The following is a 12985-nucleotide window of genomic DNA, read 5'->3' as shown; positions in this document are numbered from 1 at the left end:
TTCCAAATAGAGAGTTCTCATCCCCAAGTACCTCGCCGCCAGAGAGTAGATCACCGCAAGATTCGGCTTTGAGAGAGGGAAGCCGTTTACTTGGCCGATGAAGCTCGTCGCACTGCCGTTTCCGAATACAAGATAGGCCATCGGTATGCTCTCAATTCCAGTCCTGTGGACCTCCACGGCCCCGAGTGCCTGGGCTCCTATGATGAAGTAGGGGTTGGTCGAGTTAAGGAGACTGCTGAAGAGGATGGCGTCAGCGTAGCGTGAGACGCCTGTGATGTTTCCGGGGAATAGAACGACCGGGATTTGAGCCTGTGACTTGTGACCTTTCTGTGACGTCTTGTGACCTTGAATAGCCCTGACCACCGCGTCGAGCCGGGTTTGGTTGGCTAGAGTCGACCCTCCGACCAGAATCAGCGAGGCCCCGGCTGCAATCGCCTTTCCAGCAGTCTCAGCCGCCTGTTTTGGAGAGAAGTCTTCCGGGTCTATCAGAGCTGCGACGATTGGGCCTTTCTTCGTCTCATGGAGAATGCGTTTCTCAACTGGTCCCAGAGAGATCAATTCAGGCCCCGGCTTTGGCGTAGTCGTCGACGAAGGTGTTGTAGACGTCGATGTCGGCTCGCTTGAACGGGTACCTCAGCTCCCTGCCTGCGTGGAGGGGACAGTTCGGGTTCCCACATGTGACCTTGAAGACGAAATCTTGTGACTCCTCGTCCTGGTCGGATGTGATTCGAATCGTTGTCATACCACATCGAGGGCAGGCGAAGACCTTGGGCAGCGTCCGGTGGATAACTCGAAGTGTTTTCTTGCGTCTCCTACCCATCTATCTCACCCGCTCGTCTGTCTTTTGAGGTAGATAAGATAGCGTCTCATGCGCTCCCCGTGGCTCTTGCAGATTTTTGAATTGTTTGTGGGTTGGTTTCACTATTATTTTATAGTAATCGCGGGAGGTCAGGGTTTTTCGGAAAAGGTGAATTTGGGTTGGTTAATACTTAATTGGCGGACAAGGAGAGGCGAAGCCATGAGCTTACCCGAACGTCTGGTGAAAGAGTCTTCCCTTACATCCCGGCAGTTGGAGTCGTTGATAGGATACATGCGCGTCGCTTCAGGAGAGATCAGGTTTCGAGATGCTGCTTCAATCGCTTCATCGGGCCGGACCAAAGGAGAAGAGAAGCCCCTGACCATAGGTTCCTACTATCGGACCCTGACCCAGGCCCGCACAAACATCAGAGAGTCGCTCGTTACTGTTCTAATCGGCATGCAGCTGGGCGTCGTAAAGGTGGAGGAAGTCCGCAAATTGTTCGAGTTGGTCGGCGTCGGCGCCAAAGAACTCTCCGAATATGATCAGGACCGCTTCATCCAAGTCCTTGGAGCCCTTTTGGACCGCATCATCTTGTGACGCCATCACGCAGAGAAAGCAATCACACCTCAAAGGAGAGAGGGAATCGCATGAGAGGCGGCGAGGCTCATCACGTGGGGTCACGCTTATATCACAACTTCGAATGATGTCACGCCCGATGGCCCTGCTGGACGACGCGACTACTATTGCGCTTCTTGTGACTTCTGCCTTCTTTGTCGCCCTCGCTTTCGGCCTCCTGGTCAGGTACAGACAGCTTTCGCAGAAGATCGCTGGCTCCTCCGACCTTGGCCATGACCTTTGGGACGCCCTTGAGCAGAGGATGAGAAAGCAGGACGAGCGGATACTCGACATGATGGGGAGGATGGAAGTCGTCCAGGCGCGAGTCATGACCCAGCCGCCACCCCCGGAACCTATGGTTCAGCCTTCGACTCCGCCCGCAGCACCTCAAATGTCACAACCCGAGGAGGAATCAAGTGATGTCGAAGCCCAACCCCGAGCCGTGCAACAGCCCGAGTCACAACAGAAATCACAAAGGTCACAGTCATCACAGCCGGAACCGGCACCAGAGTCCCCTCAGCCACCCCCCACGCCAGAACCGGAGCCGGAGCCTGGACAGCCGCCTGAGACGCCCCCGGAGGCAAAGCTGGTGCTCGATCAGACGCAGTTGGCGACATTGAGACAGCTAGCCGAAGGCACAAAGAATACGCGTCAGCTTACTGATGCTCTCAAGAAGTCCCGCGAGCACACGGCGAGACTGATGAAGGAGTTGTTTGAGCTGGGCCTTGTGAGACGAAATGTCGCGACCAAGCCCTTCGTATACCAGATTACAGATGAGGGGCGACGCAAGCTGGAATCGAGCGCGTAAGGGAACGGTTAGATTTGACCTAGCAGTTTGGTGGCGTTGGATGCCACCATGATTTGATGGAGTTTCGCGTCAGACAGTCTGTCTCTTTGTCCGGCTGCCGAAGAAGACTCCAAGACCAACGCAAACTCCAGCGATTACTATGGCGATGGACTGAGCCAAAGCATCTTCGCTCAGGCCAGCGGAAGGTGCAGACCCAACCTGGTTACCGCCTGTAGAAGATGGCAAAGTCGTTGTCTGGCTTGTTTGGGTGGTCGTCGATGCTTCAAGCACCGTCATTGCCGCTTGTGCTTGGGCGGAGGCATAGGCGGAGGTCGCGTTGGAGACAGCCGAAACAGTATGCGTTCCTGTCGAAAGGTGCAGATTCCCGAGGGCCATCCTCGCGTAGCCAGTCGAGTCGGTTAGGCCCGCAGCTGACTCCTGCCCATCGACATACCAGGTAATCCACCCACCTTCGATGGGATTCCCGTTAGTAAGAGTCAGCCGCGCTGACAGGTTGACCCAGCTCCCGATATGGACTGTGGGAGGGACTTGGACGATGAGGGTCGTCGCTTGAGCGGCTTGAGCGGGGAGAACTACTGGTTCAACGACTATGAATAGGAGAATCACAATTGCGACAATTGCATGCTTTTTCATTGAGACGAATGAGCTTGGCGATGATTATTTGTCTTTCGAAGAGTCCTGAATTGATGTCAGTGATTTGTTATTGCCCTTCGACCTTGATTCCAGACGTCGGCCGTATTTGGCCTAGGCAGTTTACGTTGGGTTGGACGGCCCGGCCTGGTTTTGAGATTCCAGAAGACTACAGAACTGCGGGAGTTTGGCATCCGAATCCGAAGCCAGACCAGTGTGGCGCATACCAATCTCCGACGCCTGTGAAGTAGCATCCGAGTGAGTGATACACAGGCCAAACTGTCGAGGGGACCGAGATCTCAGCTGGGTATTGACTTCCTGAGGCGAACCAGAACACCACCGGCGCGAAGAAAAAACTGCCTACCGCAACAATGATCAGTCCCACGACCAGCGCCCGCGTCCTGCGTCTCATGTCAGAGGTCGAATCTCAGTGTTGGATTTACGCCTACTCTTGAGAACGGCCTAGGCAGTTTTGGTGGTGGTGGCCGATTCTGACCAAATGGGACAGTGGGAGTCCCATCCTCGCAACTAAGCATTCGGGTTGCCTAGCCAGCAGCCCCCGATGTCAGAGGAGCATTGAAGGCCCCATCCTAAGGCCCAAGTGTAACTGGTTAGGGAAGAGTAGACGTGATAGGTCGCCCTGCCTTGGGGAGTAACTCGGCCGGCTTCGATCCAGTGGCATGGGAACGGAGTGCTGCAGGTAATCGTCCGCGAAGTGCTAAAGTCGCTGGGGAAGACGGGAAGAAAGAACGCCGCGGCGAGAGCGAACACTACTACCATGATGACGGCCTTGTTTCTAGGCCTCAATCTCTGAACCAGATTCTGTTGCGTCCTGGGCCGTGATATACATTCTCACCAGTGTTCGGCCTGAGATAGCCTGTGAGTTTTGATGGGGTTGAACTGCACTCATTTCGCAATGCTCGTCGTGCAGCTTAAGAAAGGCCCAGAGACGGTGACGATTGTGTCTGCGCCGTTGACAGTCGCAGTTCCACCTGGGAAGAAGGCGCTGGGCGACACCACGTAGGTGTAGACCCCATCGGAGACATGGAACCAAATCACTGAGAAATTCTTGAAATTTGGAGACGCTCGAATCTCGGTGTTCGGCACGGGGAGTGAGGCGTTCGACGGTACTGCTATGGTTGTGTGGCCGTTGAGAGCGACGGCCCACGGGACGCCATACGCGGGAGGTGAGCACGCACCACTCTGAGCAAATGCCAGCACGTACGTCTGATGTGAAGTCAACGGGAAGAGAAAGTAAAATCCTAAGGCCGAGCCTATCAGAAAGACCACCGCAATCACCGAGACAAGTGCAGCTTTCCTCATCGCCACTACGCCAAGTTCTTGCACTTGTCGTCGCTGGTTATACGCCTACTCGTAAGAACGGTCAAGTAGTTTGAGTGGGGTTGGACAGGCAAGTTCTGGGCTCTGCTTCGTCGAGGGATTCATTTGCTTGCTTCACCCTGGGGGATGAGTGTTCCACTCTGCGTGGTCTTCGGTCGGCGGAGAGTTAGTGCCAAAGAGCCGATGCAGAGGAGTGTAAGGAGAGTCCAGAAAAACTGAGATCCATACAGGAAGGTGTCATGCAGGTTGCAATGTGGCTCGGGAAAAAGTTGTTCGTTGGGGCAAAGACTCAAAGTGCCGTAGTAGAGCATTGCCAGACTAAGAACTAACCCACCCAAGGCGAGAATCCTGACTCCCTTGGTATTCAACTCGCTTCCGCCTCTCTCTTGACCCGTCCCGTAATAGACTGAGCCACTTGTTCTCTCCCTCGACCCCGACCCCCGCTCTCTCTGCTGGTGATTGTCCTCAGTAGCTAAGGGAGCTGTTCGACTTGGGCCTAGTGAGACGGAACGTCGCGACCAAGCCGTTCGTATATCAGATCACGGACGAGGGGCGGCGCAAGCTGGAATCGAGCGCGGAGCAGAACAGTACGATATGACTTTGTAGTCGTGAAGGTGTTGGAATCAATGAGAGCTAGGCCCCGACAACTTGGTGCCTGACTCGTCTCGCTTCCGACCTTCGTCGGATGGCTTCGAAACGAGTAGCCAACCAAGACAAGACCGATTGGCATGATTAGAAGCGCCGGCCAGGCGGGCGGCACGACGATACACGCGTGCGTCGGCGGGACATCGGAGCATAGCCAATCGTTTATCAGTGGAATCGAAAAGATGAGAAGGCTTAGCGCTGAGAGGGAGACACCACCTATGAATGCGAGTTTGTTCACATCTTTGAGTCTCCTTACTTGTATTCTGGTTGAGAGGTCAACCATTTATTCTCTCCATCGACCTTGATTCCCGCCTTGTCGGCCGGATTGACCTAGCAGATCTGGTGGGGTTGGACAGTCACTCAAGGAGCTGTGATTGGCCCAAATCCGCCAAGCAATAGATAAGCGAGTAGACCAATAAATATAATGACCGGGCTTGCAATCAAGACTATCAGTCCATAGCCGACGACTTTGCCCCAATTCATCGGACTACGGTTGTTGGGGCTGGATTTACGCCTACTCATGAGAACGGCCCAGGCAGTCTTGTTGGTGGTGTTGGCCGGTCTTTCTAGAACAGCCTTGTGAAATCGTCGTAGACGTTCTTCCTGTGCCCGATGTAAAGTACTATGACCCGGCTCGCCTTCCTATCAATCTCATAGACCAACCTGTAGTCCCCGACCCTCAGCCTCCAGAACCGGGATGGTTTCATTTGGTCATCCTTCTCAGGCTGTCGCTCCAGCTCCCTCATCGATTCCAGGACCCTGTTTCTGATGGAGGCCTGCAGCTTCTTCAGCGAGCCTGCCGCCTTTGGGTGCAGCAGGACCGAGAAGCTCAATCGACGTCGGCCAGTGGGATGAGAGACTCCGGGTGCATCCTAGCCTCGTCGCTTTGTTTGAGGAGGCCCTGGTAGAACCTGCGCGTGCGCTCTCTCTCGTTGTAAAGGGCGATGATCGTCTTCACCGCCTCGCTGCGGCTCGCAAATCTGCCTTCGGAAATCCATCGGTCGAGCTCCTTGACGAGTTCCTCTGGGATTCTGACCTGGACTTGGGTGGTGGCCAACTGTGTAAACAGATTAGTTTACACGGACATAAGCGTTCGACCTGGCCGACACAACTCGTCCTCTGACGCTAGAGCTATACGCTCCGCAAAGCAAACCCTATGGCATGAGACGCATGGCAAGGGCGGCAGTCATCGGAGTGGGAGTCGTTTTTGCGTTCCTCTTTCTTGTACCGGCCGTGCAAGTCACCTTCTCGCAACCCCCTGCAGGAGGTTGTACAAATTCGAACGGGCAACTCACAAGCCTTTGCTCTTCCATCGGCGGACACGGGTACGGTTCAATCACTTACTGGCTATTCGGAATGGGCGGGTTTTACTTCACGCAGTATCGTTTGATACTCTAGATGACATGATCTTTCCCGACCTAGCCTCGGTCGGACAGATTTGACCTAGCAGTTTTGGCGGTGTTGTATGGTTACTGGCAGCCAAACGGAAAATGTGTATACGGGAAGAACCCAGCCCAGGACCAGCTAGGGATGTATACCGTTCCGTAAGAACCCGACAGAGCGAACGATGGGGATACTACCGCACTGAAGCAGGGCGCCTGAAATGCCACAACTGGTGCTAGGAAGAACCAGAGTGTCACAACGCCTACTGCCAGCGCCAGGTATCTCCCTCTCATGCATGAAATGAATGGTATGGCTGGATTTACGCCTACTTTCTAGAACGAGTTAGGTGATTCTGGAGTGCCAAGCGAAGTGTTGCCAGTACGAGATATCGACATCGCAAAGAAGGAGAGGAATGGGAGAGACGTGATGGGGTCCAGGGCCTCGAGTAGCACGAGCAAAGATGGCGGAGTGTTCACTAGCACGAACCCTTCAATCATATTCGATGATCCTTCCCCAGGGGCCAGAGTCCAATAAGCTTGGCCGAAGAGCGCAACGGATACGACTGCTCCGACCACAGACCCGATGTAGGTCCCGACAAAGAGTAGACCAAAATATGCGAGGGTATGGCCGTTGACCGGAACCCTTCGGCCGATGAGGTAGAAGACGGCGAATCGGCCTAGAAAAGCAATCACGAAACTCAGACTGCTGATGACGCTGAAGAGCTGGAAGTTAAACCCGTTTCTGGCGAGGAGCGAGAAATCACCAGTGAGAAAACTCACCAAAACTCCGAAGACTAAGGATGTCAGTGCGACTAACGTGAATTTACCACGGGTGTCGGTATTAGTCGCCCCATGGGAAAGGTTCGAGAGAGCGAATCCACTGAAAGCGATGAAAACAATGCCGAGGCTGCTCGACGGAGCACTCACATAGAAGTAGGGAAATCCAGCGAAGGGGTTGCTCTGCGGGAGGAAAAAGAAAACCGTCTGTCCCAAGATCTCGCCAAGCAGCGCGCCGCCGAATATCGTGAGTATGCTTCTTCCAGCTCTGAAGGGCGAAGTCTGCCGCTTACCGATCACGTAGAACACCAGGACCGTGACTGGGTAGGAAACTGCCAGCGACAACCAGTAAGCAGCTAGGTATTCTGTTGGATAGACTATTGGCGGAGGTCCTGTGAGATACGTGATTGGGAATGCAAATATGTACGCCTCGAGAAGGCCCAGCACAGTCCCAAGAGAAACTGAGACGACAGCCAGCAGAGGTTCTGTCCTCCAGGGCATTTTCGTGATTGATTCCAAGGTGCGCGACGATATTTATCAGTTCGACAGAGCGAAGTCGCCTAAGCAGGATTTCTCATTCGCATGGACTAACATCTGTGGTGGGGTCGGGCCGGATTTGACCTAGCGGTTTCGTCGGTGTTGGACACCGTTCAGGCTGACACAGTGATTTCGAAAGTGTAGCCCACACCCCTTCCGTCGTTCCATACGGCGAAGACACTAAGGTAGTAGTTACCCGCCTGCAAACTGATTGGCAACGAACTTGTAACGTGCTTGAGCGCCAAAACTGTCGAACTTCCGTTACTTTTGGTCCAAATTGCCACGGAGTAGTTGCTTGGATTAGAGGAACCGCTGACCTGAAAAGTTACCGATGAATTATTGGCTACACTGATTGGAGGGGGCACGTCGGTCCTAGGGCCTACGTTGAGGGGGTCTGTGCAAGTTCCATTCGCCGGAGGTTTTGGCCAGCAATAATTGTCCGGTGCACCCGAATAGGTGTTCCCTAGGTAAACGAGGACAACTTGTGGAGGCCGAGTGTTCTGCGAAGCCTCGTAGATAAGAAGGGAAGTTGCAATGCCTGCGACTATGACAACTGAGATGATGGCGAGTAGGTAGACTCGCTTCATGAATTGCAGAGCTTCATTCTTTGTATTAACATTTGACCTAGGCCTCGTGAGCCGGAATGTGGCGCACAAACCGTTCGTCTACCAGTTGACCGATGAAGGGCGACACAAGCTGGAATCGAACGGTTGATTTTACTGGATTGGTTGCTTCCTGCATTAGACGTAAATTCTTCCGCGTTACAAGGATGATTCATGAGGCGTAGGTATGTTATCTTAGGAGTGGCGCTCGTGTTTGTAGCTTTCCTTGTCCCTGCCGTCCCTCTGCTTCAGGTAATCACACCCGGTCCATGTAGCACTCCAGGGGTGTGCCCTTCTCAGGGAGGTATCTGCTCTGGTAGGACGGTCTGTCATGGTACGGAATTAAACCTGGCATCCCCAACACGTTACCTTCTAGGGTTCGGCGGGCACTTTGAGGGAGTCTGGCAAACGAATTCGAGTTGGTGGCACTACCCGTTCGACTTGTAGGTTCAGTCATCAAGAGCGATTTGAACCTCCGGGCGTAATTTCCGAATGTTTAGCGCAGGATTGCCTGATTCCGAAATGCGCTGGCCTCCTTGGCTCTCCACATGAAGAACACAGCAGGCAGGAGGGTCAAGACGAACGCCCCGCCGAAGATAAGTGGTATCGATTCTAGGACAAATATTGAAGAACTCAAGACCAAGAAATTCGGACGACTTCTTAGAACTCCCAGCACGCCCAGGGCCGACCCGAGGAGGATTCCGCCCTGGATGATTGCTAACCACGTTAACATTTCAGGAATCGTTTGAGACGTGGCTATGGATGAAGAACACGGCCGTCCTGTCGAGACTGTAAAGCTGCTTCCGCTTCCTGCGCCCCACGTGAAGCATGGATTGACTAGGTGAGCCACATTGCCCATCAAGGAGGTTATCGCTAGTATCATTATCGGCATGGTTGTCACAAGGGCGAGGATGACAAATTGTGTTCTGTGCAGGAGTCCTCGCTTGAAAGGGATACACATACGCCAAGTAATAAGGTTCGTCAAGACGAGTTCTCCTGGCACGAGACTAGTCAGTTTCGGTTGGTGGTCCTATGGATGGACGGCTGCCCAATTTCAAGTAGAGCGCAAGGACGATTGCCGATGCCAGAAATGCGAGGGATGAGATGCCCAATCCGGTGTACAGCGGTCGCATCCAGACATAGGCACCGTTGATGAGGTAGGCGTGATCGCAGGTGAACGGGCTACCTACTGGTTGCTCTGGGCAAGAGCCATAATCTTGTGAGATTACTGTTATGCTCCCAAACCCGAAGGCCATGCCTAGCATTCCCAGAACTATGGCAATATTCCTGCGTCTCATGTCAGAAACGATTGATGTGGCTGGATTTACGCCTAATCATGAGAACTGCTAAATCTCCGAGGGAAGTGAAACAACCATGAAGCGGAGGACAGCGCTGGCCGTTGTCGCACTTGCTCTAGCTTTGGGCGCCTTCCTTTTCACCCCTATCGTCTTGAAGAGCCCTGGGAGTGTCGAATGCGTCCCTCAGCCCACGTATGCATCTCTGTCTTACGCCGCTCTCGGAGGGTACGGGGTTCTCTACTGGCCGACAACAGGCTGGGTTGACTTCCCGCCTTTCATATTTCACAATGTCAGCTGCGGTGGGGGCGTCCAATGAAGTCCACCCCGATCAAGGACCTCAGAGATGGAATGCGCGATTTAGGCGTAGTTGGGGAAATAATCGAAATGCCCCCACCGACGAGGTTCGGCGACCGGGGATGGATTTCACTCTGTACATTAAGAGACGATACGGGACAGGTCAAACTCAGTCTTGTCGACCGCCAGATCTCGGATGTGTCTCTGGGATCGAGGATTAGGATAGCTCGAGGGTTTACCCATAGCATCGGAGGAGAGTTGGTGCTACGCGCAGGAGGGATTCACTTCTCTCGCAAGATTAAGGACTTCAAAGATGGAATGACCTCCCTTGACGTGGAGGGTGAAATAGCTGAAACCCCTGAATGGAAAGACATCGGGTCGGGGTGGAGAAAAACTCAGTGCATTCTCAAGGACGATACAGGCCAAGTCAAGCTCTTACTGACGGACAGCAACTGGAACCTGGCGCTTTCGTCAACTTACGACCGGGTGAAGCGCGGCTCAAGAATAAGGATAACCCATGGGTCCGTCTTCACTCTCAAAGGGGAGTTAGTATTACATGTGGGCGGCCACGGCACCTTTGAGGCAACGAAACCAGATCAATGAGGTTGGTCGATGATAGCCTTGGGCAACTAGAGGCCCCGAAGAGCTGACGTCTCAGCTACTCAAAATCAGAAGCAGCCACACTTCATTATGAATTTCGTACTTGCATCCATTCGCTATGGCGAGCTGTGTGATATTGATGTTACGAGCGGTTATTTCGTTGACTGGACACCCAGTAGCGAACTCCACGACAGGCCCGTAGCCGAGGTGAAATCCGTACTTGGTGTAGGCCCGATTGACTAGAGCTTCCCAGTGGGAGGGTGCACTTTGCTGCAGGTAGCCAGCGAACGCAGCCGGTCCGAACGTTTGAGGATACAGAATTTCTTCAGTGCTTATTCTGCCAGTTCCGGCGAAAAATGAGGCGGCTTGGCTGTCAAATCCGAAATCTGATATCGTATAGTTCGACACCGCCGTGTTGAATCGGGTTGACGCGAAAGCATCAAGACTGGGGTCCTCGGTCAGCGAGACGGAACCTCGCTGATTGTTCACAGTGCTCATGAATGCTTGAATAAAGACCCTCATGTGCTTCACGAACACGCAGCGTGAGTCATGAAGGGGCCTAGTGAGACGGAACGTCGCCGAGGCGGAAGCTGGATTCTAGTGGTAAGAGCCCAAAACGATTCCTGCGCGACCATCAAAGACCAAGAATTCGGACGGCTCAGAACCAAGAGGGCCTTGAAGGCTTAACTGATTCGTCTCCAATAATTCCGCAACCGTGGCCAAGAAACCGATTCTAGGCGCTTCCCTTATTTTCGTGGGAGCATGGTCAATCCTCTTCGGCATCTTTTGGAATCTTGTAAACTATGAAGATCAGGGCCCGCGGTGCACGGTCGCCGCATGCCCCCAATCCACCCTGAACTGGTATTGGTTCGTCGCTGACACCTCCACGGCAATAGTAGTTGCCGCGGTTATCGCCGTAATTTTCGGATTATGGCTCATATTCAGGAAGTGACCGAAACTACGCGACTCTGAAGTGCAATAAGACGAGGTCGCCCCATTCATCTCCGGCGACCAAAGTATAGACGCCAGGGGCCGTGGAAAGTAATGAATTCATGAGATGGGGAACCCTATTCGAATTTGTGGCTGAAACCGCAGCTTCTGCCATCATGCTTGTTGAGACAAACGACCCGAGGGTCGCTGAGGGCGCCCCGCTTGGTATGTAGTAGCCAGTAAAACTTGCCTTAAAATTCTCGGGCATAAACGAGTAACTTGTCACGTTCTGAAGAATCCCGACGATGTTGCGGGTTCCGTTGAACTGGTAGTCGGCAGCGCATGATATGGGCGCCCAAAAGTCTAGGGGTTGGGCGGTTGTTACGTTGCTTAGCGTGTAATACCCCCTGAAGATGGCGATCCCATGAGGAAATGAACCAGGTCCGCACAGCCACCAGAGGCCCGGAATTGGAAAACTGGAAGAGGCGGAGATTTTGACGGTCACCGGCAGAGGATTCGACTCCACCACGTTCAGTCCGATTGTACCGTTCGGCCTGATGCTGGTAGAATTGACTGAAAGCGAGAGTTCGAGGCCTCCTGAATTGGAGACGCTACAAGTCGAAGCAAAACCACACTGATTCTCAGCCCCCACGATGTTTTTTGCGGTTGTGGTTAGAATCGTAGTGGTCAGAGTCGACGTGGTGATCGTGCGTATGGTTTCAAGGCTTGTCGTGGTCTGAGTCAAAGTTCGGGTGGCCGTCGTCGTTGGCCCAGTGATTGACGAGGTCGAGACAGATGTGACCGTTGTCCTGTTCGAGACGCCTGCGAAGTAGCCTGCTCCTGCGCCTACCAAGATCGCGACTGCCAGCATCCCTGCTACGGCTGCTCCTCTCATCGAATTCAGACGAACAAAGGTGTGACCGACCCATAAAGTTGGTTACCAGAGTGATGAAAGACCTGTTCGAGCTGGGCCTGGTGAGACGGAACGTAGCGACCAAGCCGTTCGTATATCAGATCACAGATGAAGGGCGACAAAAGCTGGAATCGAGCTGGTAGCGGAATCTTTCATTCAAGTCAATCTGCCGAGCAATCAACGGCCTTGAAGACGGATGCAACCACTGATGCTATGCCAATAACTACGGCGATGTCCCTGTGTCTCATGTCAGGAAATGGAAGGTTTAGTTGGATTTACGCCTATTCTTTGGAACGGCCTTTGTGAATCGCAATGTCTAGACGAACGTCACGTCCTTCAGGCCCTCGTCACTGGTTGTCGTCTAGTCATACACTTCCTTCCTGTGCCCGAAGCGGAGTAAGATGAGCCTGTCTCCTTGGACCGCGTAAATCAACCTGTAAGGTGGGATTCGGGCAGTCCACTCTCCCTTCAGACCGTACCGAAGTGGTTTCCCGGATTCTGGGTTTTCCGCAATCTTCTCTATCTGCTTCCGGAGCCTGTCCTTCACTAAATTGTCTCGAGTCTTCCTTACGTCCCGTTCGAACTTTTGTGTGTAGACTATTGCCTTGATTTCTACCATTCTTTCAGCTCTTTGAAGAAGGCCTCCTTGGAGCGGACGCTGTACCTTCCCTCCTCAATGTCCTTCCAGGCTTCTTCAACGAGTCGGAGACTCTTCAAGTCTTGAGCAGACAGGTCGGATTCTATCTTCTTCAGCACTATCACGCCGTCCCTGGCTGCCACAGCGAGGACGCTGCCCTCTTTGATGTTGAACTTC

At 53.4% G+C, this 12985-nt stretch carries 24 protein-coding genes; 6 read left to right on the top strand and 18 right to left on the bottom strand.

The annotated features are described in order from the left end of the window. On the bottom strand, window positions 1-558 hold a 558-nt coding region (locus tag VGS11_10645), incomplete at its 3' end, for a geranylgeranylglyceryl/heptaprenylglyceryl phosphate synthase (GenBank protein ID HEV2120542.1). Window position 559: 1 nt separating this feature from the next. Then, window positions 560-820 (bottom strand): hypothetical protein, encoded by a 261-nt coding sequence (locus VGS11_10640; GenBank protein ID HEV2120541.1) that lies wholly within the window; start codon window positions 818-820, stop codon window positions 560-562. A 198-nt stretch (window positions 821-1018) separates the two neighbouring features. Here VGS11_10640 and VGS11_10635 point away from each other — a divergent pair, with 198 nt between their 5' ends. Both VGS11_10635 and VGS11_10630 read left to right on the top strand, forming a co-directional pair. Continuing rightward, a complete protein-coding gene (locus tag VGS11_10635; GenBank protein ID HEV2120540.1) occupies window positions 1019-1396 on the top strand; it encodes a hypothetical protein in 378 nt (125 codons plus the stop codon). 118 nt (window positions 1397-1514) lie between these two features. Then, window positions 1515-2222, top strand: a complete 708-nt coding sequence (locus VGS11_10630; GenBank protein ID HEV2120539.1) for a hypothetical protein — start codon at window positions 1515-1517, stop codon at window positions 2220-2222. A 69-nt stretch (window positions 2223-2291) separates the two neighbouring features. On the opposite strand, the gene VGS11_10625 is transcribed toward VGS11_10630, so the two are convergent. From VGS11_10625 to VGS11_10590, 8 genes are all read right to left on the bottom strand, one after another. Next, the gene (locus VGS11_10625; protein HEV2120538.1) at window positions 2292-2855 is read right to left on the bottom strand and encodes a hypothetical protein; all 564 of its coding nucleotides are present in this window, start codon (window positions 2853-2855) and stop codon (window positions 2292-2294) included. A gap of 166 nt (window positions 2856-3021) precedes the next feature. Then, on the bottom strand, window positions 3022-3264 hold the full coding sequence (locus tag VGS11_10620) for a hypothetical protein (GenBank protein ID HEV2120537.1): 243 nt from the start codon (window positions 3262-3264) through the stop codon (window positions 3022-3024). A gap of 116 nt (window positions 3265-3380) precedes the next feature. Beyond that, window positions 3381-3659 carry a hypothetical protein gene (locus tag VGS11_10615; GenBank protein ID HEV2120536.1) on the bottom strand — a complete coding sequence of 93 codons (279 nt, stop codon included), beginning with the start codon at window positions 3657-3659 and terminating at the stop codon, window positions 3381-3383. Between the two features lie 99 nt (window positions 3660-3758). After that, window positions 3759-4181 (bottom strand): hypothetical protein, encoded by a 423-nt coding sequence (locus VGS11_10610; protein HEV2120535.1) that lies wholly within the window; start codon window positions 4179-4181, stop codon window positions 3759-3761. 113 nt (window positions 4182-4294) lie between these two features. Beyond that, window positions 4295-4561, bottom strand: a complete 267-nt coding sequence (locus tag VGS11_10605; GenBank protein ID HEV2120534.1) for a hypothetical protein — start codon at window positions 4559-4561, stop codon at window positions 4295-4297. Window positions 4562-4689: 128 nt separating this feature from the next. After that, window positions 4690-5121, bottom strand: a complete 432-nt coding sequence (locus tag VGS11_10600; protein HEV2120533.1) for a hypothetical protein — start codon at window positions 5119-5121, stop codon at window positions 4690-4692. 283 nt (window positions 5122-5404) lie between these two features. Continuing rightward, window positions 5405-5671, bottom strand: coding sequence for a type II toxin-antitoxin system RelE/ParE family toxin (locus tag VGS11_10595; protein ID HEV2120532.1), 267 nt, complete (start codon window positions 5669-5671; stop codon window positions 5405-5407). Then, the gene (locus VGS11_10590; protein HEV2120531.1) at window positions 5668-5895 is read right to left on the bottom strand and encodes a ribbon-helix-helix domain-containing protein; all 228 of its coding nucleotides are present in this window, start codon (window positions 5893-5895) and stop codon (window positions 5668-5670) included. The genes VGS11_10595 and VGS11_10590 overlap by 4 nt, the downstream gene beginning before the upstream one ends. A 104-nt stretch (window positions 5896-5999) precedes the next feature. On the opposite strand from VGS11_10590, the gene VGS11_10585 reads away from it, so the two are divergent. Then, window positions 6000-6236, top strand: coding sequence for a hypothetical protein (locus VGS11_10585; GenBank protein ID HEV2120530.1), 237 nt, complete (start codon window positions 6000-6002; stop codon window positions 6234-6236). 317 nt (window positions 6237-6553) lie between these two features. Here VGS11_10585 and VGS11_10580 read toward each other — a convergent pair whose 3' ends face one another. From VGS11_10580 to VGS11_10565, 4 genes are all read right to left on the bottom strand, one after another. Then, on the bottom strand, window positions 6554-7498 hold the full coding sequence (locus VGS11_10580; protein ID HEV2120529.1) for a hypothetical protein: 945 nt from the start codon (window positions 7496-7498) through the stop codon (window positions 6554-6556). Window positions 7499-7647: 149 nt separating this feature from the next. Then, window positions 7648-8121, bottom strand: a complete 474-nt coding sequence (locus VGS11_10575; GenBank protein ID HEV2120528.1) for a hypothetical protein — start codon at window positions 8119-8121, stop codon at window positions 7648-7650. Between the two features lie 511 nt (window positions 8122-8632). Continuing rightward, window positions 8633-9121 carry a hypothetical protein gene (locus VGS11_10570; GenBank protein HEV2120527.1) on the bottom strand — a complete coding sequence of 163 codons (489 nt, stop codon included), beginning with the start codon at window positions 9119-9121 and terminating at the stop codon, window positions 8633-8635. Between the two features lie 22 nt (window positions 9122-9143). Next, window positions 9144-9434, bottom strand: a complete 291-nt coding sequence (locus VGS11_10565) for a hypothetical protein (protein HEV2120526.1) — start codon at window positions 9432-9434, stop codon at window positions 9144-9146. A gap of 76 nt (window positions 9435-9510) precedes the next feature. On the opposite strand from VGS11_10565, the gene VGS11_10560 reads away from it, so the two are divergent. Next, on the top strand, window positions 9511-9750 hold the full coding sequence (locus tag VGS11_10560) for a hypothetical protein (protein HEV2120525.1): 240 nt from the start codon (window positions 9511-9513) through the stop codon (window positions 9748-9750). Continuing rightward, window positions 9747-10331, top strand: coding sequence for a hypothetical protein (locus VGS11_10555; GenBank protein ID HEV2120524.1), 585 nt, complete (start codon window positions 9747-9749; stop codon window positions 10329-10331). The genes VGS11_10560 and VGS11_10555 overlap by 4 nt, the downstream gene beginning before the upstream one ends. A 51-nt stretch (window positions 10332-10382) precedes the next feature. Here the strand turns inward: VGS11_10555 and VGS11_10550 are convergent, their stop codons facing one another. Beyond that, window positions 10383-10850, bottom strand: a complete 468-nt coding sequence (locus tag VGS11_10550) for a hypothetical protein (protein HEV2120523.1) — start codon at window positions 10848-10850, stop codon at window positions 10383-10385. A gap of 193 nt (window positions 10851-11043) precedes the next feature. On the opposite strand from VGS11_10550, the gene VGS11_10545 reads away from it, so the two are divergent. Continuing rightward, window positions 11044-11280: a hypothetical protein gene (locus VGS11_10545; protein HEV2120522.1), complete on the top strand. Its 237-nt coding sequence runs from the start codon at window positions 11044-11046 to the stop codon at window positions 11278-11280. A gap of 6 nt (window positions 11281-11286) precedes the next feature. Here VGS11_10545 and VGS11_10540 read toward each other — a convergent pair whose 3' ends face one another. The 3 genes from VGS11_10540 to VGS11_10530 all read right to left on the bottom strand — a co-directional run. After that, the gene (locus VGS11_10540) at window positions 11287-12153 is read right to left on the bottom strand and encodes a hypothetical protein (protein ID HEV2120521.1); all 867 of its coding nucleotides are present in this window, start codon (window positions 12151-12153) and stop codon (window positions 11287-11289) included. A gap of 379 nt (window positions 12154-12532) precedes the next feature. Then, complete coding sequence (locus VGS11_10535; GenBank protein HEV2120520.1) at window positions 12533-12790, bottom strand: type II toxin-antitoxin system RelE/ParE family toxin; 258 nt, start codon at window positions 12788-12790, stop codon at window positions 12533-12535. After that, on the bottom strand, window positions 12784-12985 hold a 202-nt coding region (locus tag VGS11_10530), incomplete at its 5' end, for a hypothetical protein (protein HEV2120519.1). The genes VGS11_10530 and VGS11_10535, both read right to left, overlap by 7 nt.

Source organism: Candidatus Bathyarchaeia archaeon (genome assembly GCA_035935655.1).
GTDB lineage: Archaea > Thermoproteota > Bathyarchaeia > 40CM-2-53-6 > 40CM-2-53-6 > 40CM-2-53-6.
The sequence above is the reverse complement of the archived record's forward strand: the minus strand, read 5'-3'. Positions and strand labels throughout refer to the sequence as shown.

Coding starts and splice junctions, on each gene's coding strand:
- VGS11_10630 (HEV2120539.1), top strand. CDS start 1,515: ATGGCCCTGCTGGACGACGCGACTACTATTGCGCTTCTTGTGACTTCT.
- VGS11_10535 (HEV2120520.1), bottom strand. CDS start 12,790: ATGGTAGAAATCAAGGCAATAGTCTACACACAAAAGTTCGAACGGGAC.
- VGS11_10640 (HEV2120541.1), bottom strand. CDS start 820: ATGGGTAGGAGACGCAAGAAAACACTTCGAGTTATCCACCGGACGCTG.
- VGS11_10560 (HEV2120525.1), top strand. CDS start 9,511: ATGAAGCGGAGGACAGCGCTGGCCGTTGTCGCACTTGCTCTAGCTTTG.
- VGS11_10625 (HEV2120538.1), bottom strand. CDS start 2,855: ATGAAAAAGCATGCAATTGTCGCAATTGTGATTCTCCTATTCATAGTC.
- VGS11_10550 (HEV2120523.1), bottom strand. CDS start 10,850: ATGAGGGTCTTTATTCAAGCATTCATGAGCACTGTGAACAATCAGCGA.
- VGS11_10600 (HEV2120533.1), bottom strand. CDS start 5,121: ATGGTTGACCTCTCAACCAGAATACAAGTAAGGAGACTCAAAGATGTG.
- VGS11_10575 (HEV2120528.1), bottom strand. CDS start 8,121: ATGAAGCGAGTCTACCTACTCGCCATCATCTCAGTTGTCATAGTCGCA.
- VGS11_10540 (HEV2120521.1), bottom strand. CDS start 12,153: ATGAGAGGAGCAGCCGTAGCAGGGATGCTGGCAGTCGCGATCTTGGTA.
- VGS11_10585 (HEV2120530.1), top strand. CDS start 6,000: ATGAGACGCATGGCAAGGGCGGCAGTCATCGGAGTGGGAGTCGTTTTT.
- VGS11_10635 (HEV2120540.1), top strand. CDS start 1,019: ATGAGCTTACCCGAACGTCTGGTGAAAGAGTCTTCCCTTACATCCCGG.
- VGS11_10620 (HEV2120537.1), bottom strand. CDS start 3,264: ATGAGACGCAGGACGCGGGCGCTGGTCGTGGGACTGATCATTGTTGCG.
- VGS11_10555 (HEV2120524.1), top strand. CDS start 9,747: ATGAAGTCCACCCCGATCAAGGACCTCAGAGATGGAATGCGCGATTTA.
- VGS11_10565 (HEV2120526.1), bottom strand. CDS start 9,434: ATGAGACGCAGGAATATTGCCATAGTTCTGGGAATGCTAGGCATGGCC.
- VGS11_10580 (HEV2120529.1), bottom strand. CDS start 7,498: ATGCCCTGGAGGACAGAACCTCTGCTGGCTGTCGTCTCAGTTTCTCTT.